Source organism: Gemmatimonas aurantiaca, from assembly GCF_037190085.1.
Taxonomy (GTDB): domain Bacteria; phylum Gemmatimonadota; class Gemmatimonadetes; order Gemmatimonadales; family Gemmatimonadaceae; genus Gemmatimonas; species Gemmatimonas aurantiaca_A.
In genome coordinates this window covers 311477-331173 of the sequence record NZ_JBBCJO010000001.1, presented here as the reverse complement: position 1 = coordinate 331173, position 19697 = coordinate 311477, and the positions used below count along the sequence as shown (strand labels likewise).

The window sequence follows — 19697 nt, the reverse complement described above, 5'->3', positions numbered from 1 at the left end:
CTGAGCAAGGCACAATGAACGGGAGGGGGCGCCGACTTCGACGCCCCCTCCCGTTCAACATGCCGATGCAGATGCGCCCTCAGCTCGTGATCTTCTTCTTCTGCTGATTGAGCTTCTCCATGTACTTCTTGAAGAATTGCTTCTGGATGTCGTTCATGTCGATCTCCCGACCCTGGATGTACGACTGGATGATGTTGGTCGTCATGTCGAGCGGCGTCCCGGTGGTGATCAGCAGCGTGGCTTCCTTGCCCACTTCCAGCGATCCGACTTTGTCGGCCACACCCATGAATTCGGCGGCGTTGATGGTCACCGATTTGAGCGCTTCCTCTTCGGGGAGACCGAAGGCGACGGCGACGCCGGCGTCCCACGGCAGGCGATAGCTGTACAACGCATCCCCCGCTCCGGAGATCGCGAACTTCACGCCGGCCTTGTGCAGCGCGGCCGGCGTGCTGTATGCCCCATCGTATCCGTCGTCACTGCGTGGCGGTGCCGACATGGTGGCCGTGAGAATCACCGGCACGTTCTCGGCCTTGAGACGATCGGCCACGTGAATGGCATCGCGCCCTCCACGGATCACGAGCTTCACGCCCTCTGCCTTGCCCCAGGTGACCGCGTCGTTGATCTGCGCCACCCCTTCGGCTGCCACCACCACGGGAATCTCCCCGTTGAGCGCGGGAATCATCGCGGCATAGCGGGTATCGGTCCGCACGGCCTGTCCGCTCTTGACCGCATCCCGATAGGCACGCGCCTCGGCGAAGAAGTTGCGGATGCTCTCGACCTGTTCGGCGTAGGTCTTGGGAGCGGGCTGTCCGCCGCCACGTCCCCCCGGGCCTCCCGGAGGACCGCCACCAAAACCCTGACCGCGGGGACGGGCGTTGGGATCGGGCCAGTTCACGTTGAGCGCGGCCGCGCCCTTCATGGACATCTCCTCCCAGGTCCAGCCTTCGAGAGAGATGGCGGAAGACAATCCCGAAATCACGCCACCGCCTGGTGTCGCGAACGCCACCAGCACGCCGGCCGACCGTGTCGTGCCAATGTGCCGGCTCTCGGCGTTCACCGCCACTTCCGGCCGCACGTTCGGATTGAAGTCACCGATCTCGTTGATGTCGTTCGACACGTCCACCGCGCCGATTTCCGAGATGCCCACCGTGCTGTAGGCGTCGATGAGGCCGGGGTAGATGTGCTTGCCGGCCACATCGACGACCTTCGCGCCCCGTGGGACCTCGACCTCGGGGCCTCCGATGGCGGTGATCTTGCCCCGCTCCATCACGATGGTGCCGTTGGTGATGGTCCCCTTGGTGACCGTATGAATCGTGGCCCCACGCAACACCACGGCCTGCTCCTGCGGCGCCGTGGGAATCACGACCTGCGCCCCGGTCACGGTGGGGGCAGCCAGTCCGGCGACCCCCACGGCGAGAGCGAGCGCGGCCAGACGAGCAGCGGTGTGCATGGTCAGCGTTCCGAAATGAGTCCTGGTGAAATGCATGGTTACTTGCCCTCCGAGCCACGCCCACGTGCCGGCGCACCGCCAGCCGGTGCGTCCGCCGGCGCGGCGGCGAGCACGGCCTGAATGAGCTGTGCACGCTGCCGCGTGATCTCTTCACGCAACGCCTTGTCCTCCTCGATCGAGAAGTACCGGCGCCCGTCCACCCACGTCTGCTCGGCCTTCGTGAACTGCGACAGCGGATTGCCGTTCCAGATGACGAAGTCGGCATCCTTGCCGGCTTCCAGCGAACCCACACGATTGTCGATCGCGATGGCCTTGGCCGACTGATTGGTGACCGTCGACATCGCCTGGATCTCGTCCACACCCGAGCGCAGCAGCTTGCCCGCTTCCCAGTTCATGCGCGTCGAGATCTCGTTGTCGTCGGAATGCAGCGACGTGACCACGCCGGCTTCCATGAGCAGGCGTGCATTGTAGGACGTGGCATCGTACGCCTCGAGCTTGAACGCCCCCCAGTCGCTCCACACCACCGCGGCCACGCCGGACGCCTTGAGTTCGCTCGCGATCTTGTACGCTTCCACGCCGTGCTGCAGCGTCTGCACCTTGAAGCCGAACTCCTCGGCCAGTCGCACCAGCGCGAGGAACTCGTCGGCGCGATAGCCGTGCGACGAGATGAGCAACTTCTGGTTGAGAATGTCGAGAATGGCTTCCATGCGCAGGTCGCGGCGCGGCGGAATGCCGGTCTTCTCCTTCTCCCAGCGCTTCCATTCCTTCTCGTAGTCCCGCGCGGCGAGGAAGTGATCGCGGATGATTTCCTGCGTGCCCATGCGCGTCTTGGGATACCGCGTCGGGCTACGCTTGGGGTTCTCGCCAAGCGCGAACTTCACGGTGCGCGGGGCTCCCACGATCTTGTAGTCGTCGGGCAGTGAACCCCAGCGCAGCTTCACGTACACGTTCTCGCCGCCGATGGGATTGGCCGAGCCGTGCTTGATCATCGTGGTGGTGAGACCACCGGCGAGCTGACGATAGAACCAGATGTTGTTGTGCGTGATGACGTCGCCCATCTGCACTTCGGGCACGATGGCAAACCCCGTCTCGTTCACGGAACTCACGCCACCGTGCGTATGCGGATCGATGAGCCCCGGCGTGACATGCTTGCCGGTGGCGTCGATCACCACGGCGCCCTGCGGTGCACTGAGTTTCTGCCCCACGCGCACCACCTTGCCGGCCTGCACGAGCAGATCGGCGTTCTCGAGACGACCTTGCGGTCCCTGCGTCCACACGGTGGCGTTGCGCACGAGCACGGCCGCCGGCTGTACGGGCGGCGCACTCCGTCCGAACTCCATGGACGGGCGAATGAACGGCAGATCGATCTTCGGCACCTTCATTGCGACGACACCGCGGGCCGGTCCTTCGAACGGTTCGGTGCGCGTGCCGCGATAGTTGGCGTCGGTTCCGTTGGGGAGTGACATCCAGCCGAAAAATTCGTTGCCCTGCACCGAACCGGTGAGCAACACGGAACCTTCGAGGCCGAGGGGCTCACCGTTGAACGTGGCTTCGAGTCGACCGGTCTCGGCGATGATACGCGCCGACGTGATGTTGATGGGACGACGACTCGGCGCTTCGAACGTGCCGCGGATACGATTGAGCGGGCCTTCCAGACGCAGCGTGGCGGACTTGAACGTCCCGGGATCGTCGGACGAAATGGTCCACGTACCACGCGGATCCACCTGCGGCGGACGCGTGACGCCGTAGTGCGCGCCCTGCACCCAGACATCACGAATGGTGCCGTCTTCGGTGAAGAGATCCCCTTCGGCCACCACGAGATTGGCCGCCTTGCCCACGGCAATGGTGCCGTGCGTGCGTTCGATGCCGAGCCATCCGGCCGGCACCGTGGTCAGCGCGGCGAGCGCCTTGTCGGGCGCAAGGCCACGCGCCACGGCCACACGGAGGTTGGGCAGGAACTGATTGAGCGACGAGAGTCCGTCGGCCGTGATCGCGAACGGAATCCCCGCGGACGCGAGTTGCGCCGGATTGGTGGGCGCGAGATACCAATGCCGGAGATCACCGAGCGTCACGTTGAGCGCCGCTTCCGGGTTCGACACATTCGGGGCATCGGGGAACGCCAGCGGTATGATGAGCGGCTGCGTGCGTCCCTTGAGCACGTCCACCAGACGATACTCCTGGCCACTGCCGCGGAACCACGGCGTGAGCTTGTACTCCGTCGCGAGTTTGTAGGCGCGCAGATACTCCTCTTCGCTGCCCGTCTGGAAGAGCACCGGCTGCTTGCCCTGCACCGCCTTGCCGAGTGCGGCCAGCGCCTCGCTGGTTTCGGGCGGCAGAATGGAACGGCCACTCGCTTCGTAGGCTCCCCATGCGCGGATGTACCACTCGGCATCGAGGAACGTCTGCTTCATGAGCGCGAGCGTGCCCATGGTGGAGTTGGGATACATGCCACCGAGAGTGAACGACCGCTGGAAGCCGATGGTCTGCGTCAGATCGGGGCGCAGCACCCGTTCGCGCACACCGGCATCACCCAGGCTCACGACCGAGGCCGTGCCGCGGAAGATGCCCTGACGCGGCACGGCGAGCGCCGTCCCGAAGCCCAGCGAACGCAGGGCGATGCGGCGCGTGGAGTCGTCCTTGAGGTTCGATGTGGTGCTGAACCAGGCGCGCACCTGCGGGTTCCAGTGCGTGGGGCCGACATCACCACCCTGCGGCGGTGCATCACCGCCGAGATCGGCGTGTGCGTCGATGAAGCCGGAGTAGACCGTGAGCCCCTTGAGCTCCCACACACGCGCTCCGGCGGGCGGGCTGACGGCGGTTCCCACGGCGGTCACCACACCATTGCGAATGACGATGGTGGCGTTGTCGAGCACCTGCCCCGGGGCCGTGACGACACGGGCCCCGACGAGCGCATGGTAGCCCGTCGCGTTGGCGCGAAGGGCCGTGACCGGCTCGGTCCGGGAAGATTGCTGCGCCCCGAGCGTGCCGGCAGCCAGCACGGTGAGACTCAGCAGGAAACGAACGACTTTCACGAGGGACTCCCAGGACGGCGCGGGCGTACGCCGTCGGTGGCGAAGGATGGAGGGGGTGCGAGAGATGCCGACGACAAAGGCGGCGCCATCGGTCACTCTGTAGAATGCGCCCAAACACCGGCGGGATCAAATCCGCCGCTCCAGGGACGACCGGCGATGGCGGGCGTTCAGGCGTCGGTTCCCTCGTCCCTCCGGGCGCCCGTTTTGGCAAACGGCCATTTTGGATGCAATTTTGTATCCATGAATCCCTCCCCGCGCTTCCTCCGGCGTTCCTCCGTTTGGGCCCTGTTCGTGCTCGCCGGGATCGTCCTGGCCACCGAGGTGCCGGCGCAGCGGCCGGCTGCCGTCGACACGAAGGCCATTCTTGCCGATCTCGACCGCTACATCCCGAAAGCGCTCGCGGAGTGGAACGGCGCCGGTCTCGCCATCGCCATCGTCAAGGACGACGCGGTCATTTACGCCAGGGGCTTCGGCGTGCGGGAGCGCGGCAAGCCCGATCCGGTCGACGACCAGACGGTCTTCGCGATCGGCTCCAACACGAAGTTCTTCACCGCGGTGGTCGCCGGCATGCTGCAGGACGACGGCAAACTCCGGCTCACCGACCGCGTCACCGCCTACCTGCCGACCTTCCAGACGGCCGACATGTTCGCCAGCCGCGAGATGACGCTCCGCGACATGATGTCGCACCGGACGGGCATGTCCCGCGGCGATGCCCTCTGGTACTCCACCCGCTTCGATCGCGCCGAGGTGCTGCGGCGCGCCCGCTACCTGCCCCAGCAGACGTCGTTCCGTTCGGCCTTCGGCTACAACAACATCATGTTCCTGGGTGTCGGCGAGGCCTGCGCCGCCGCGGCCGGCATGAGCTGGGACGATCTCATCGCCCGACGCATCTTCCAGCCGCTCGGCATGACGGCATCGAGCACGTCCATCCGCAACATCCCCAGCGGGGGAAATGTGGCCGCGCCGCACACGTACGTGAATGGCAATCCGAAGCCGATCGCGTATCTCGACGTCGACAACATCGGACCGGCCGGCTCGATCAACTCCACGGCGCAGGACATGGCGAAGTGGATGCGTTTCCTCCTCGCCGGTGGCAAAGCGAACGGACAACCGCTGCTCAAACCGGCCACACTCGCCGAACTCACGTCTCCACAGTCGATCTCGCCGTTTGCCAGCGATTCACTCGATCCGAGCCGTCATTTCACGCTCTATGCGCAGGGCATGATGATCATCGACATGCAGGGTGTGAAGGTGCTGCAGCACACCGGCGGGGTCGACGGCATGTTGTCGAGCGTGTCCCTCGTGCCCGAGCGCCAGTTCGGCGTCGTCGTGCTCACCAACACGTTCGGACACAACAATCTCTACACCGCACTGCCCACACGCGTACTCAACGCCTTCCTCGGTGGCCCGGATCGGGACTGGAGTGCGATCGCGCTGGCGCAGACGAACCAGCAGGAGGCACGGGCGCTGGCCGCGGTGAAAACGCGACTGGCGCAGCGAGTGCCCAATACATCGCCGTCACGTCCGCTCGAACAATACGCCGGTACGTATCGCAGCGAGATCTACGGCGAGGCGACGGTGTCGATCGAAAACGGCGCGTTGCATATCCGCTATGAACGTGCGGTGAACGCCCGACTCGCCCATTTCCACTTCGACACGTTCCTCATGGGCAATCCCGACGAGGATGGCGGCGTGGGCACGTCGTTCGTGCAATTCCGGCTCGACCCGCTCGCCCGGGTGGTGGCGGTGGACGTGCCCGGTGTGGGGGAATTCAGGAAGTAGCCTGGAAGTCGTGCGATGAGCAGCCGTTCCGCGCGGTGCCGGTGACACGAACGAGGGAAATACCGGCACCGCGTGGACACGGCGGACCCACATGAACGCACGACATCACGACGGCATCACTGCGGGGGGACCAATACGCCGTCGATCACGTGGACCCAACCGTTCGAGGCGCGCACCGACGCCACGATTTTGGCGTTGCCGATATACGTGGCGCCATCCTTCTTCGTGATCTTCTCGGCGCCGCCGGCCACCATGCCCAGCTCCTGTCCATCGGTGAACGAGTCGACGTCGAGCGCGGACGTGGTGACGTGATGCTGCAGGATGGCCACCAACTGACTCTTGTTCGCTGGCTTGAGGAGATTGTCCACCGTGCCGGCGGGCAACTTCGCGAAGGCTTCGTTCGTCGGCGCGAACACGGTGAAGGGACCGGGGTTGGCGAGCGGATCGACCAGATTGGCCGCCTTGAGCGCAGTCACCAGCGTGGTGTGATCGGGCGAACCGACCGCCACACGCACGACGTTCGGAACGGAGGCCTCGTCTTCCACCGCCGCCTGACCGGCGGAAGCCGTGGCGGCCGGAGCGGCCGCGTCGGCCGTAGCCTTCTCACCGCCCGAGCAGGCGGCAATCAACATAGTGGTGGCGCAGGCGAGCAGGACGGAGAGTCGCATGGAAGTTCCGGGGTGAACTTTTGAGGGTCTGAAGCGGGATATGAGCTGGTACATGGCCGCAATCTCCCCCGCTTCCGGTACCTCACCATCGGCTGTGCCCTGACAAGTCCGTCAGGGACGTGAGGAAACCACGCAGGACATGCCTGCCGGGCTCCTGTTCAGGTCCCATGCCGCGTGCTACCATATCGCACCATTCCATGGGGGACCCGATGCGCCCGATCCCGTTCGCCGCCGTTGCCGTTCTGCTCACCTGCCTCACTGCGTGTGCACCCCGAAGTGAGACCGACGCCGCGCTGACGGCCCGCGCCGGTGCTCCATTGTTCACAGGCATGGGGGAATTCCATCGCCCCATCGACACCCGGGACCCAGGCGCACAGCGGTATTTCGATCAGGGCATGGTGCTCGCGTTCGGTTTCAATCATGCCGAATCGATCCGGTCCTTCCGCGCGGCACAGAAGCTCGATCCGGCATGCGCCATGTGTTTCTGGGGCGAGGCACTGGCCACCGGTCCGAACATCAATGTCACGGCCAAAGGCAAAGCCATCATGTCGCCCGATGAGCAGCGCGCGGCATGGGCGGCACTGACACGGGCGCAGGAGCTCGCGGCCTCGAAACCGGAGAAGGAGCGTGATCTGATCGCCGCGCTGGCGACACGGTATGCGGCGGAGCCGGTGGAAGACCGCACGGCACTGGATCATGCCTATGCGGCGGCACTGGGCGCGCTGGTGGCGAAGTATCCCGATGACGACGATATCGCGGCCCTCTACGGCGAGGCCTGGATGAACACCATGCCGTGGGACTACTGGTCCGATGCGACCACGCCGCGGCCGGAAATCGCTCCGGTGATCGCCAAACTCGAGGAGACGCTGGCACGCAGCCCCCGGCATCCGCTGGCATTGCATCTCTACATCCACGCCATGGAAGCATCGGCCACGCCGGAGAAAGCCGAAAAGGCGGCGGACGCGCTCTATCCACTCGTGCCCGGATCGGGTCATCTGGTGCACATGCCGGCGCACATCTACTGGCGTGTGGGTCGATATCACGATGCCGCGGAAGCCAATGTGCAGGCCGCGAAGATCGACGAGGAATACATCCGGCAGTGCAACGCCCAGGGGTTCTATCCGGCGATGTACTATCCGCACAACATCCACTTCCTCTGGTCGGCCGCCTCGATGCAGGGGCAGAGCAAGGTCGCCATCGAGGCGGCGCGGAAGCTGGCCGACAACGTCAACCTCGGACAGATCGATCAGTATCCGACGGTGGAGTTCTTCAAGACCATCCCGCTGCTGTCACTCGTCCAGTTCGGACACTGGGACGAGATCCTGCAGGAAGCGCAACCGCGTGCGGATCTCGGCTATTCCAATGCCATCTGGCGCTATGCCCGCGGCATGGCCCTCGCCAACACGGGCAAGGTGGCCGGCGCGAAGACGGAACTGGCCGCGCTCGTTGCCTTGAAGGCGAACCCCAAGGTGATGACGCTCGACGGCAACGATTATCCGGCCAGTGCGCTGCTGCAGATCGCGGAAGATCTGCTGCGGGGTGAGATCGCGCTGGCCAGCAAGGATATGCCGACCGCCATTGCGAAGTTCACCGCGGCGGTCGCGGGTCAGGATGCCCTGCCCTACACCGAGCCGCCCTTCTGGTACTATCCGACCCGTCAGTCGCTCGGTGCGGCGCTGCTCGAGGCCGGACGGGCGCCCGAGGCACAGGCCGTGTACGAGAAGGACCTGCAGCAGTATCCCCACAACGGCTGGTCCACGCTGGGGCTGGCCCTCGCGCTGGACGCGCAGGGCAAGACGACGGAAGCGGCCCGCCACCGCGAGCACTTCACCACCGCCTGGCAGTTCGCCGACATCGAATTGCAGGGATCGCGCATTCCGATGCGGTTCTGATCCGACTCTGATCCGTTGCTGATTCGGTGCCGATGAACGACACATGAACGACACACGCTGGTCCCGTATCAACGAGATCTTCGACAAGGTGATTGCCGCCGATCCGGCGCAACGACCGGTGCTGCTTCGCGAATTGGCCGCCGGGGACGCGACCGTCATGGCCGAAGTCGAAGAGCTGGTCGCCGCGTCCGACCGCACGAGCGGCATCTTCGACGATCCGCTGCTCCGGATACTCGGCACCGAAGATCTGGACGCGCTCAGCCATCGTCCGGCCCTGCTCGGCCGGACGCTCGGTGTGTATCGCGTCACCAGCGAGATCGGCCGCGGCGGCATGGGCGTGGTGTATGAGGGCATGCGCGTCGATCAGCAGTTCGAACAGCGCGTCGCCATCAAGAGTCTCGGGGTGGGATTCGATCATCCGGAGCTGCATTGGCGATTCAAGCGGGAACGCCAGATCCTCGCCGGACTTTCTCATCCCAACATCGCCGCGCTGTACGATGGAGGCACCACCGACGACGGCATCCCGTATCTGGTGATGGAATTCGTTCCGGGTGTCCCGATCGACGCGTGGTGCAATGCGCGCCATCTCTCCATCGCCCAGCGCATCGATCTGTTCCGTCAGGTCTGTGACGCGATCCAGTTCGCGCACGGCAAACTCGTCGTCCATCGCGACATCAAGCCCAGCAACGTACTGGTGACCGCGGACGGCGTCGTCAAAGTGCTCGATTTCGGCGTGGCCAAACTCCTGACGCCGGAACCGTCCACCGATGCGGCACCCGAAGTCACCCGCGACGGACTCGCGCCGCTCACCTCCGGTTATGCCAGCCCCGAGCAGGCCCGCGGTGAAGAGATCACCACGGCCGCCGATGTCTACTCGCTCGGCGTGGTGCTGTATCGCCTGCTGACCGGCGCATCGCCGTACGATGTCACGGGCAAATCGGCGGGCGAGGTGCTGTCCATTCTCAGCACGCAACCGCCGCGCACGCCCAGCGAGGCGGTGAGCGAAGCCAGTGCCCGTGATCGAGGCATCGAGTCGGCGCGCCGATTGCGTTCCCTCCTCACCGGTGAACTCGATGCCATCGTGCTGATGGCACTGCGCAAGGAACCGGAGCGGCGGTATGCCAGCGTTGCGGCGCTGTCGCAGGATCTGTTGCGCTATCTCAAAGGGCAGCCGGTGCAGGCGCGGCCCGATACGCTGGGCTACCGGGCGCGCACGTTCGTGCGGCGGCAGCGTACCGTGGTGGTCGCGGCGTCCATCGCCATCCTGGCATTGATCGGCGCCACGGTGTTTTCCATTCGATCGGCCAGCGTGGCCAGCGAGGAAGCCCGCCGCGCCACGTTGATGTCGCAGTATCTCCGCGCCATCGTGGGAGCGGCCGATCCTTCGCACTACAGTACGTTCCGCACCGGGCGCAGCGATGTCATGCTGTCGGAGGTGCTCGACTCCACACTCGCGCGTGTCGAACGCGATCTGGTGGACGAACCGCGGGTGCGCGCCGATATGTACTGGACGCTCGGCAATGCGTTCCGCGTGTTCAACAAACATGCGGTGGCCATCCGGCTGCTCGATTCGGCCCGCATCCTGCACAGCCGGACGCTGGGTGAGCATTCCATCGATGTGGCACGCGATGTCCACTACCGTGCGCTGCTGCATCAGGAAACCGGACGCTCGGACCTCGCCCTGACGGGATTGCGTGAGGCCCTGGCACGGTATCGTCGTCTGCCGGCACCGCCCGACACGGAAGTCACCGATGTGATGGCGTCGCTGGGACAGGTACTCGGCGTGGGCATGCAGCAGCGCGAGGAAGGTGCCGCGCTGCTCAGGGAAGCGGAACAGCGGGAGCTGCGTCGCGACGCTCCACGGTGGGCGCTGCTGGGGCTCGCACAGTCTGCCCTGGCCACCACACTCATGACGGGACCCGATGTCGCTGCCACCGATTCGGCGTTCGGTCGCGCCGTCGCCAGCATCGGTCGCGATTCCGTGCGCTCCCAAGGCGAACTCGCATTCGTGCTGCTCAATTGGGGCACGGCGATGGGGCGCCGAGGCAGCCATGTCCGTGCCGCGGCGCTCAAACGCGATGGTCTCCGCGCATTACGGGAGATATACGGCCCCACCCATTCGCTCACGGCCACCTTCCAGCAGCGACTGGGTGACGAGTTGATCCGACTCGACAGCCTCGATGCGGCACGCGCCCTGGCGGATTCCGCCATTGCCGTGCAGGAAACACTGGTGCCGCGCAACTATTTCGAATTCGGCAACGCCCTCCGACTGCGTGCCGCCGTCGCCAGAAAGAGCGGACAGCTCGATGACGCCGGGCGGCTGCTCACGCGGGTGCGCACGATGCTGGACAGCATGGGGAACACACAGACGCTGCCGGCCATTGCGATGCACACGGAGTTCTCCCGATTGCACGAAGCGCGCGGGCAGATGGCCGCCGCGCGCACCGCGCTCGAGCAGGCCCATACGATCGCCCGTGAGCGGCTTGGCCCCACCCATGTGCTGACACTCGCCGCCATCGGCGACCGGGCGGCATTTGCCGGTCGGCGGGGCAATCAAAGCGAAGCCGCATCGCTGCGGCGTGATTCGCTGGAGGCCGTCGCGACTCCCCCGCCTGGGCAGAACAGCCCGGACGGGGGAAAACGCTGACGGACTTCCTGCGGGTGCTGCGCTGAATCTCTGTGAATCTCTGTGAATCTCTGGGAATCTCGTTGAATCGCTCCGAACGGCGCTACGCCGCCAGGACGTCGCGCTCGAGGCGCGCGTAGCTTGTTTCCATGCCGTTGATCATGCCCGTTCCCAGGATCATGTCGCGCAGCTCCTGGCTGGGATACGTGACGACGATGCTCAGCAGCGTGCCGCCCTGCACGGGGGTGAGTGTCATCTCGTTGCGCGTAGCCGGACCATCGGTGTCGATCATCTGCTCGGTGGTCACTGCGCGATGCGGGGCGGCCGACTCCAGCAGTTCCCCTTCGAAGCCGAACCGCTGCGTGCCGTCGATCTTCTCCCATTCGTAGCGGTACCGATCGCCGACTTTCGTGGCCACCACACACACCGGCATGTTCCATCCATCGGGGCCGGTGAGCCAGCGCGTGAGCAGGGCGGGATCATGATGGGCGCGCCATACCTGGTCCACGCTGCCGCGGATCACGCGACTCACACGGATCTGCGTATCGTTCAGCAGCTGCGCTTCGGTGTCACGGGATGCCGCGAACGACGTGAGGTCGGCAAGCACGGTATCGATCTGCCCCATGGCGGACTTCATGCCCTCCATCATGCCCATCTGCACGAGCTGCTCCATCGCTTCCACACTGGGAAACGTGGTCACGCTGCGAAAGCGCGATCCGGTGGCCGTGCGTTCGAACGTGAAGACCATGCGCATGGTGGGCATTTCGGGATTGGGCGACCCATCCTCGGCGCCGAATCCATCTTCCACTTCGATGCGCTGCAGCGGCTCGATGGCGAGGAAACGGAACCAGCCATGCGCCTTTGTACCGTCAGGGCCGGTCATGTAGTAGTGCGACCGTCCGCCCACGGCCATGTCGTGCCGCGTGAATGTCGCCGGCCACTGCTCGGGACCCCAGAACCGTTCGAGCTGACGGGGATCCACATAGGCATCCCACAACCGTTCGAGCGGCACGGGGTAGTCGGCAACGACGGTGAGCGTGAGATCCAGCGCATTCGACACCACTTCGGTGATCGGCATGACTACTCCTTGGGTGGGCGGGGTTCGGCGAGGATGGCGTCGAGCTGCCGGAAGCGCGACATCCAGAGTTGTTCGAGCTGCAGCAACAGCGTCCGCGCCTGTGCGATGCGCTCCGGATTGCCACGCACGAGACGCTCACGTCCCTGGGGATGCTTGGTCACGAGACCGGCCTCCTCGAGTACGGCGACATGTTTCTGCACGGCGGCAAAGGACATGTCGTAGCGCGAAGCCAACGCCGACACGGACGCCGGCTCATCGGCGAGCAGCCGAGCCACGATATCGCGGCGGGTGGCGTCGGCGAGCGCACGGAAGAGCCGGTCCAGTTCGGCATCGGTGAGGGAAGAACGTACAACCATATGGTTGTATATTATGAAACTCCAAGCGAAGCGCAAGGGACTGTTGGTGACATGTTTCACGCATCCGCACGGATGTCTTCTGGCGCGGGAAGGATGCGCGCGAAATCTTCTCAAGGAGCAGTGCCGTTGATCCGTTCCGGCTCCGGCCGGCCGATCATTCGCTGATCGTCATTGACGGAGATTCCCATGTCCGCTCCCCGACGCGTTTCCCGTCCCACGGTATTTCTGGTGGCGATTCTGCTGGCCTCGATGGCGCCTGCCACCGTGCATGGTCAGATGTGGTCGAGTCGACTGCTCGCACAATCGGGCGTGCCCGCGAACAATTCACCGGCCAATGGCCAGGCGCTCATCAGCCTCGTCGACAAGACGCTCGATGTGCGTGTGTCGTGGAGTGACCTCCAGCATCATCCGCAGTCGATCTGCATCTGGGTGAAGCGCCCCGACTCGCCGGGACCGTCGAACGATGTGGCGTTGTGTCTCAGGGACCCCATCGCGCAGTACCGGCAGCAACAGGGCTCTCACCATTTCGAGGTGAACCTCGATCGCGCACAGACTTACACCCCGACATTTCTGCAACGGCATGAGAAGTCGGTGGCCGAGGCACGGAGCACGCTCATCGCCGCGCTCGAAAGCGGCAATGCGTATGTCAGCATCACGACGCAACAATCGCCGCCGGGCATCGAGGTGGGTGGGCAGGTGCGCGCGACGGCCGGCCAATAGTCGAAAGACGACCGGTGGATGGCTGGCACCTGGTCACGCCGCGTGCCCTGAACTTTCCGCGTGACCAGTCTCGTCGGCGTGGCCCAACAACACCTCCCGTGCGGCGTCGATGGCATCGCTCGTGCCGGCGAGGGCCAGGATATCACCCACCTGCAGGCGTTCACTGCCCACGGGCAGCATCACCCGTTCGCCCCCGCGCGTGACGGCCAGAACCACCGCCCCGGTGAGTGAACGCAGTTGCAGTTCACCCAGCGAACGTCCCACGGCGGGGCTGTCGACAGTCAACAGCATGGGCACCGGATCGCCAAGTCCGGGCAGCATGCGATGCACCACGGCCAGATCGCGCGCCGGCACGGGAGCGGGTTCGCCGTGCTCCGTGGCGGCCGGCGCGGCCATGTTCTTTGCCAGCGCCGCCAGCAGCACCTCGGCGCCGGCCCTAGTATGACCATACAGGTTGGCCGTGCTCCGCCAGAACACCACGCCAAGCCAGCCCACGATGAGGGCCAGCACGATGGCACCACGCCCGAGCGGCACGAAGGGGCCGGTCACCACGACGACGAGCAAACCGCTCACCGTCACCAGGGCCAGCTGCAAGGTGGCCATGAGCACCTGCCGCGGTGCCTGGGCATAGTCGAGACGATTGCCGGCCGAGAGCGGCAGCGCGCGATACGCGAGCAGTGAGGCAAACGCCGCCGAAACGCGCACGATGCCGATGATGAAGGGAATCGCCACCAGTGCCGCGACCGCATACAACACCGTGATGCTCACCGCGGGCGAGAGCGCCATGGCTTGGGACAGATACGCGGCCATGGGGTCTCTGGCAAAAGCGACGCCGATCACCACGCCGGCCAGCAGCAAGGCGTCGATCGCCAGCATGAACACCTTGCGACGCACCAGCGGCGCCATCCCCGCATCGACCGACGCCATGCGCAGACGTTCGATCCAGGTGCCGTACAACCCCACGAACGTCTGCAGCGAGCGCGGCAGGTTCCGGTCGATGAACGACGCGAACGGTCCCGACGCGCGGATCAGCAGCGGCGTGGTGAGGGTCGTGATGGCCGATACGGCCACCGCGACGGGATAGAGAAACTCGCGCACCACGCCGCTGGACATGCCCAGCGCGGCGATGATGAAGGCGAACTCGCCGATCTGCGTGAGACTCATGCCGGCCTGCGCCGATGTGCGCACGTCATTGCCGGTGAGAAACGCACCGGTGGACACCGCGATGAATTTGCCGGCGATCACCACCACGGACAGCACGGCCACCGCGCCCCAGTGTTCGATGACGAGGCGCGGGTCGATCATCATGCCCACCGACACGAAGAAGATCGCGCCGAACATGTCGCGCACGCCGGAAACGAGATGCTCCACCCGACGGGCTTCGCCCGACTCGGCCACGAGAGATCCGGCGATGAATGCGCCCAGTGCGACGGAATAGCCCGCGGACAGCGCGAGCAGCGCGCCACCGAAGCAGATCCCGAGCGCCACGACCAGCGTGGTTTCGGCACGATCGAGACGCACCACGCCACGCACCAGACGGGGGACGAGCAGCAGCCCCAACCCCACGAATGCGGCCAGGAACAGCACCAGCTTCCCGGCCGTGAGCCCCACGGCGCCTGCCGAAACCCCACCGCCGGTGGCCACCGTCGTGAGAATGGCGATCAACAGGATCGCGATGAGGTCTTCACTGATCAGGATGCCGAAGACGAGCTCCGTGAAGCGACCCCGCACGCCCTGTTCGGCAAACGCCTTCACGATGATCGTCGTGGAGGAGATGGCCACGATCGCGCCGCAGAACACACTCTCGAGCATGCTCCAGCCGAGCAATTGCCCGGTGAAGAATCCGAAGAGCAACATGACGCTGGTGTCGACCAGTGCGACCAACCCGGCCGTGGGGCCGACCTGCACCAGCTTGCGCAGACTGAACTCGAGCCCCAGTCCGAACATCAGCAGAATGACGCCGAGCTCGGAGAGAGTGGTGACCATGGTGCGATCGGCAAACAGCGGCACGCCGACGTGCGGCCCGACGATCATCCCCGCAATCAGATAGCCGAACACCACCGGTTGCCGGATACGCTGGAACAGGTAGGTGGTGAATGCGGCGACGCAGAGAACGAGCGTCAGGTTCGCCAGAAAGGCGTGCGCATCATGCATTGGACCTCGGGGGCGGGACGGAGCGAGACGGAACAGGAAAATGGTTGGCGCGTCCGATCAGCCAAGATCGGGGTCAACCGGCACAAAACAAGAATCCCGGTCGCCGAAGATATCGGTGACCGGGATCGGGGACCCTCACGGTTTCAGCAGTCGTTCAGACGTCGTGCCAAAGCCATGCCGACGCGTTCAGGGCGTCTGGAATTCACCCTTGGCTTCGCGGCCAAGCTGACGCGAGAAGTTGAGTGCCACGGTGATGAGCGCACCGAAGATGATGGTGAACGCGATGTAGCAGACCATCGTGACGGTCGGCTCCATGCCACCGGTGGCACTGGGCGTGGCGATGTAGAGCAGCAACGCATAGATGCCGAGCAGCGGCAACACGGCAGCGGCCGCGGCAAAGCTCAACAGACGACTGATGGATGGAGCAAGCATCGCGTTCAGAACCGTGGTTCAGGTGAAAACCGGATATCCTCCAAAATACCAACCTGCCCCGTCATTCGTCCACCCAGCGCTCCTCCCCCACCTCCGTCACCCGCCAGGCAATGAGGGGCAAGGGGGGATCGGCATCATCGGCCACGACGATGGCCCGAGCCAGGGTATCGCGACCGCTGGCCACACCGGCGGCATCGCGGGCGAGAATCGTGGCCAGCGGCTCACCGGCGCGCACCACATCACCCGGACGCGCGGTGATCACGAACCCCACCGAGGGGTCGATGACATCCTCCACGCGGGTGCGTCCCCCTCCCAGCGCGGTGATGCCCCGCCCGATGGCTCTGGGTTCGACCTGCGCGACGACGCCGTCCCGCGGAGCGAGGTAGAACTCGCACTCCGCCGCCTGCGGCAGCAGTGACGGCTCGTCCACCACCGCCGGGTTGCCCCCCTGCGCCTGGATGATCTGCCGGAATCGCTCCAGCGCCGCGCCGCTGGAGATGGCCACCTCCATGCGCCGCCGGGCGTCGTCGCGCGTGCGGGCGGCGCCCCCCAGCAGCAGCATTTCCGCTCCCAGGGCATAGGTGACCGCCATGAGGTCGGCCGGCCCTTCGCCGCGCAGCGCCATGATGGACTCTTCCACTTCGAGCGCGTTCCCGCAGGCCCGTCCCAGGGGGCGGTCCATGGCCGTCAGCAGCGCCACCACGGGACATCCGTGATCGACCCCCAGTTCGATCATGGTGCGCGCGAGCGTGAGGCCGCGGTCCATCTCGGGCAGAAACGCTCCCGACCCGCATTTCACATCGAGCACCAGGCCCGTGAGCCCTTCGGCCAGCTTCTTCGACATGATGCTGGCCGCGATGAGCGGGATGCTCTCCACCGTGGCCGTGGCGTCGCGCAGAGAGTAGAGCTTGCGATCCGCCGGCGCGATCTCACGCGTCTGCCCGATGAGCGCGCAGCCGATCCGCTCAATCTGGGCGGTGGCCACCGCCAGCGGCAGATCGGTGCGGAATCCAGGGATCGATTCGAGCTTGTCGAGGGTACCGCCCGTGTGACCGAGCCCACGTCCGGACATCATGGGCACGGCCACCCCACACGCGGCCACGAGGGGGGCGAGCACGAGTGACACCTTGTCGCCCACTCCGCCCGTGGAGTGCTTGTCGACCCGGCCCACCCGCAGGTGATCGAGGTCGAGTGTTGCGCCGCTGGTGAGCATCGCGTCCGTCAGAGCGACGACCTCGTCACGATCGAGTCCGACGAAAAAGATCGCCATGGCAAGCGCGGCCATCTGATAGTCGGGCACGTCTCCCGCGGCGTACGCCCTCATGAGGGCACGCCATTCGGACGGCGAGATCCGTCCGCCATCACGCTTCCGTTCAACGAGTGCGCGAGCTTCCATACGTCATGCCAACCTACACCCGTTCGATCCCGCCTGCACGGTCAGCGTTCCTGCTCGTGACGGCGATGCTGATCGCGAGTGCCCAACCGACTCTCGGTGCGGCGCAGACGTCTCCGCGTGCCAGTGTGGGTGTTCACCCGACGGTCGTTCCCAGTGAGATGGCGGAACTGATTGCGCGCGGCGATCGGGCCAGCGCGGCCCGACAGCCCGCGCAGGCGCTGGCACTGTACGAGCAGGTGCTGCAGCGCGATTCGATGGCCTTCGACGCACTCTGGCGGGCTTCCCGGGAGCTGGTCGATCTGGGCGAATTCGAGACGGATCGGAAGGTGCAGACGGCGCGTTATGCGAAGGCCGAAGTGTATGCGCGGCGCGCGATGGCCGAACACCCCGAACAGGCCGACGTGCACTTCCACGTCTCGCGGGCCGTAGGCCGCACGGCCATGGCGGCCAGCGCGCGTGACCGCGTGAAATACGCGGTGGAGGTACGTACCCACGCCATCGATGCGCTCGCCCGCGATCCGAAACACGCCGGCGCCCTGCATATCGTGGGCGTGTGGAATGCCGAGGTCATGCGTCTCAACGGCATTGCCCGCGCCTTCGCGAAGGCCTTCATGGGGGGCAAGGTCATGGGTTCGGCCAGCTGGGCGGAGGCGGTGCGGTGCCTCGAGCAGGCCGTGGCCATCGAGCCCGAGCGCCTCATTCACCGACTCGATCTGGCGCGCATCTATCGCGACATGGGACGCCGGGAGGATGCGCGAACCGCCTATCAGGCCGCTCTCGCCGCGCCCCTGCTCGACGCCAACGACGATCACTACCGACGCGCCGCCGAAGAAGAGCTCAGGGCGCTGCGGTGAGCGTCGGGAAGACTGTCGATTCTGAAGAGGACACTGCCGTGATGGGCAGATCCTGCTGTCGGGCCCACTGCGCCCATTCGTCGGCGGTGCGTTCGAGAAAACGGGCGGCGAGCACCTGACGTTCCGTGCTGCCGAACGTGTCACGCAGACGCGCGGCGAAGTGGGGTTCGAGCGCGGCCACGGCCACCCGTCCTTCCCGGCAATCGTACAATCCGTACTGCCCCCACCCGCCACCGAGTGCGGCGCCCGGCACGGTGAGACCATGGCGCAGCGATGCCTGCATGGCGTCGAGGCTCTCCACCATGCCGACATCGAGCACGGTGCCCTCCGGCATCCGCAGCAGAGCCAGGACCCCGGCGTAGACCCGTTCGGAGGCCATCACATCGGCCACCAGTGCCCGCGGCATGTCGTCACCCAGAAGCCCCGCGGCCGCCTGATAGGTGAGATCGTGTCCCGGTTCATCAGGATATTCGAGACTGCCGACGATGCGCAGGATCCGCAGGACAGGTACGGCCCGATGCAGGGTTTCCGTATCGAGCCCGAGGCGGACGAGTGCCGATGGACGTTGACTCGTGAGCAACACCTGCGCATGCGCCAGGTGCGCGAGCAGCGCCGCCCGTCCCGCATCCAGCTTGAGATCGAGGCGTTCGATGGAAACGCCCACATGCATTTCGGCGTGCCACGCGGGCGCCAGCGTCAGCAGCGGATCACCGGCGGGTGGTTCGATCTTGCGCACGCTGGCGCCGCCCCGCGCGAGCCGCTGCGCCGCGAGGGGGCCCGGAACATTCTGCGCCAGGGTGACCACATGGACACCGCGCAGGAAAGCGGACAACACCACAGACGATGTGGCAGCCAACGGCAACCGCTACCGGTTCACCGACGAAAGCGAATCCGGGATGTGCCGATAGCGGGGCCGCGGCATCGACTTACCAACCCACCGTATCGCGCGCGTCAGCCACGAGCTTGCGGCCCCGCTTGAGACCGCGACGTGCGAACCGGCGTGCATTGCGATCCGTATCCTCCACCAACTCCGACAGCGTATCCTCACCCCGCTCGTACAACTTGCGGGCGCCGCGGCGGAGCTGACGTCTGGTGGCCTCGCCGGTGGCGGGCGCGAGCAGCAGGGCGGCGCCGGCACCGAGGGCCGCACCGATCAACAATCCCAGTCCGAAGGAGCGTGCCTCCTGGCGTGCGCTCTCACGTCTCATATCGGCCATCTCGTGTTCCTCCTCGATTCGATGATGGGAGTCCCGTAGG

15 protein-coding genes are annotated in these 19697 nt (G+C 65.7%); 5 read left to right on the top strand and 10 right to left on the bottom strand.

The genetic code is table 11. The features are described from left to right. Positions 1 to 79: 79 nt before the first annotated feature. On the bottom strand, positions 80 to 1450 hold the full coding sequence (locus tag WG208_RS01295) for an amidohydrolase family protein (RefSeq protein WP_337169505.1): 1371 nt from the start codon (positions 1448 to 1450) through the stop codon (positions 80 to 82). A gap of 38 nt (positions 1451 to 1488) precedes the next feature. Continuing rightward, positions 1489 to 4482 carry an amidohydrolase family protein gene (locus tag WG208_RS01290; protein ID WP_337169504.1) on the bottom strand — a complete coding sequence of 998 codons (2994 nt, stop codon included), beginning with the start codon at positions 4480 to 4482 and terminating at the stop codon, positions 1489 to 1491. A gap of 240 nt (positions 4483 to 4722) precedes the next feature. Between WG208_RS01290 and WG208_RS01285 the strand changes: the two genes are divergently transcribed. Next, positions 4723 to 6264, top strand: a complete 1542-nt coding sequence (locus WG208_RS01285; protein ID WP_337169503.1) for a serine hydrolase — start codon at positions 4723 to 4725, stop codon at positions 6262 to 6264. 116 nt (positions 6265 to 6380) lie between these two features. Here the strand turns inward: WG208_RS01285 and WG208_RS01280 are convergent, their stop codons facing one another. Continuing rightward, on the bottom strand, positions 6381 to 6932 hold the full coding sequence (locus WG208_RS01280) for a fasciclin domain-containing protein (RefSeq protein ID WP_337169502.1): 552 nt from the start codon (positions 6930 to 6932) through the stop codon (positions 6381 to 6383). A gap of 209 nt (positions 6933 to 7141) precedes the next feature. On the opposite strand from WG208_RS01280, the gene WG208_RS01275 reads away from it, so the two are divergent. Together WG208_RS01275 and WG208_RS01270 are read left to right on the top strand one after the other, a co-directional pair. Beyond that, the gene (locus WG208_RS01275) at positions 7142 to 8824 is read left to right on the top strand and encodes a hypothetical protein (protein WP_337169501.1); all 1683 of its coding nucleotides are present in this window, start codon (positions 7142 to 7144) and stop codon (positions 8822 to 8824) included. A gap of 43 nt (positions 8825 to 8867) precedes the next feature. Continuing rightward, complete coding sequence (locus WG208_RS01270; RefSeq protein ID WP_337169500.1) at positions 8868 to 11471, top strand: serine/threonine-protein kinase; 2604 nt, start codon at positions 8868 to 8870, stop codon at positions 11469 to 11471. Between the two features lie 82 nt (positions 11472 to 11553). Here WG208_RS01270 and WG208_RS01265 read toward each other — a convergent pair whose 3' ends face one another. Together WG208_RS01265 and WG208_RS01260 are read right to left on the bottom strand one after the other, a co-directional pair. Beyond that, on the bottom strand, positions 11554 to 12528 hold the full coding sequence (locus tag WG208_RS01265) for an SRPBCC family protein (RefSeq protein ID WP_337169499.1): 975 nt from the start codon (positions 12526 to 12528) through the stop codon (positions 11554 to 11556). A 2-nt stretch (positions 12529 to 12530) separates the two neighbouring features. Then, positions 12531 to 12884: a metalloregulator ArsR/SmtB family transcription factor gene (locus WG208_RS01260; RefSeq protein ID WP_337169498.1), complete on the bottom strand. Its 354-nt coding sequence runs from the start codon at positions 12882 to 12884 to the stop codon at positions 12531 to 12533. Positions 12885 to 13070: 186 nt separating this feature from the next. Between WG208_RS01260 and WG208_RS01255 the strand changes: the two genes are divergently transcribed. Then, on the top strand, positions 13071 to 13604 hold the full coding sequence (locus tag WG208_RS01255; RefSeq protein WP_337169497.1) for a CHRD domain-containing protein: 534 nt from the start codon (positions 13071 to 13073) through the stop codon (positions 13602 to 13604). A gap of 33 nt (positions 13605 to 13637) precedes the next feature. On the opposite strand, the gene WG208_RS01250 is transcribed toward WG208_RS01255, so the two are convergent. The 3 genes from WG208_RS01250 to WG208_RS01240 all read right to left on the bottom strand — a co-directional run bounded on the left by WG208_RS01250 (position 13638) and on the right by WG208_RS01240 (position 17586). Beyond that, positions 13638 to 15758, bottom strand: a complete 2121-nt coding sequence (locus tag WG208_RS01250) for a cation:proton antiporter (RefSeq protein ID WP_337169496.1) — start codon at positions 15756 to 15758, stop codon at positions 13638 to 13640. 186 nt (positions 15759 to 15944) lie between these two features. Continuing rightward, positions 15945 to 16190: a hypothetical protein gene (locus tag WG208_RS01245; protein ID WP_337169495.1), complete on the bottom strand. Its 246-nt coding sequence runs from the start codon at positions 16188 to 16190 to the stop codon at positions 15945 to 15947. 61 nt (positions 16191 to 16251) lie between these two features. Then, positions 16252 to 17586 carry a thymidine phosphorylase gene (locus WG208_RS01240; protein WP_337169494.1) on the bottom strand — a complete coding sequence of 445 codons (1335 nt, stop codon included), beginning with the start codon at positions 17584 to 17586 and terminating at the stop codon, positions 16252 to 16254. 5 nt (positions 17587 to 17591) lie between these two features. Between WG208_RS01240 and WG208_RS01235 the strand changes: the two genes are divergently transcribed. Then, on the top strand, positions 17592 to 18440 hold the full coding sequence (locus WG208_RS01235) for a hypothetical protein (protein ID WP_337169493.1): 849 nt from the start codon (positions 17592 to 17594) through the stop codon (positions 18438 to 18440). Here the strand turns inward: WG208_RS01235 and WG208_RS01230 are convergent. Beyond that, positions 18424 to 19275 carry a CoA transferase gene (locus tag WG208_RS01230; RefSeq protein ID WP_337169492.1) on the bottom strand — a complete coding sequence of 284 codons (852 nt, stop codon included), beginning with the start codon at positions 19273 to 19275 and terminating at the stop codon, positions 18424 to 18426. The genes WG208_RS01235 and WG208_RS01230 overlap by 17 nt on opposite strands. A gap of 91 nt (positions 19276 to 19366) precedes the next feature. Next, a complete protein-coding gene (locus WG208_RS01225) occupies positions 19367 to 19657 on the bottom strand; it encodes a YtxH domain-containing protein (protein WP_337169491.1) in 291 nt (96 codons plus the stop codon). Positions 19658 to 19697: the final 40 nt, after the last annotated feature.

Bases quoted from the DNA above. Each gene is read 5' to 3' on its own strand.
- WG208_RS01295 (WP_337169505.1), bottom strand. From the start codon at position 1,450: ATGCACACCGCTGCTCGTCTGGCCGCGCTCGCTCTCGCCGTGGGGGTC.
- WG208_RS01285 (WP_337169503.1), top strand. From the start codon at position 4,723: ATGAATCCCTCCCCGCGCTTCCTCCGGCGTTCCTCCGTTTGGGCCCTG.
- WG208_RS01280 (WP_337169502.1), bottom strand. From the start codon at position 6,932: ATGCGACTCTCCGTCCTGCTCGCCTGCGCCACCACTATGTTGATTGCC.
- WG208_RS01275 (WP_337169501.1), top strand. From the start codon at position 7,142: ATGCGCCCGATCCCGTTCGCCGCCGTTGCCGTTCTGCTCACCTGCCTC.
- WG208_RS01270 (WP_337169500.1), top strand. From the start codon at position 8,868: ATGAACGACACACGCTGGTCCCGTATCAACGAGATCTTCGACAAGGTG.
- WG208_RS01265 (WP_337169499.1), bottom strand. From the start codon at position 12,528: ATGCCGATCACCGAAGTGGTGTCGAATGCGCTGGATCTCACGCTCACC.
- WG208_RS01260 (WP_337169498.1), bottom strand. From the start codon at position 12,884: ATGGTTGTACGTTCTTCCCTCACCGATGCCGAACTGGACCGGCTCTTC.
- WG208_RS01255 (WP_337169497.1), top strand. From the start codon at position 13,071: ATGTCCGCTCCCCGACGCGTTTCCCGTCCCACGGTATTTCTGGTGGCG.
- WG208_RS01250 (WP_337169496.1), bottom strand. From the start codon at position 15,758: ATGCATGATGCGCACGCCTTTCTGGCGAACCTGACGCTCGTTCTCTGC.
- WG208_RS01245 (WP_337169495.1), bottom strand. From the start codon at position 16,190: ATGCTTGCTCCATCCATCAGTCGTCTGTTGAGCTTTGCCGCGGCCGCT.
- WG208_RS01240 (WP_337169494.1), bottom strand. From the start codon at position 17,586: ATGGAAGCTCGCGCACTCGTTGAACGGAAGCGTGATGGCGGACGGATC.
- WG208_RS01235 (WP_337169493.1), top strand. From the start codon at position 17,592: ATGCCAACCTACACCCGTTCGATCCCGCCTGCACGGTCAGCGTTCCTG.
- WG208_RS01225 (WP_337169491.1), bottom strand. From the start codon at position 19,657: ATGGCCGATATGAGACGTGAGAGCGCACGCCAGGAGGCACGCTCCTTC.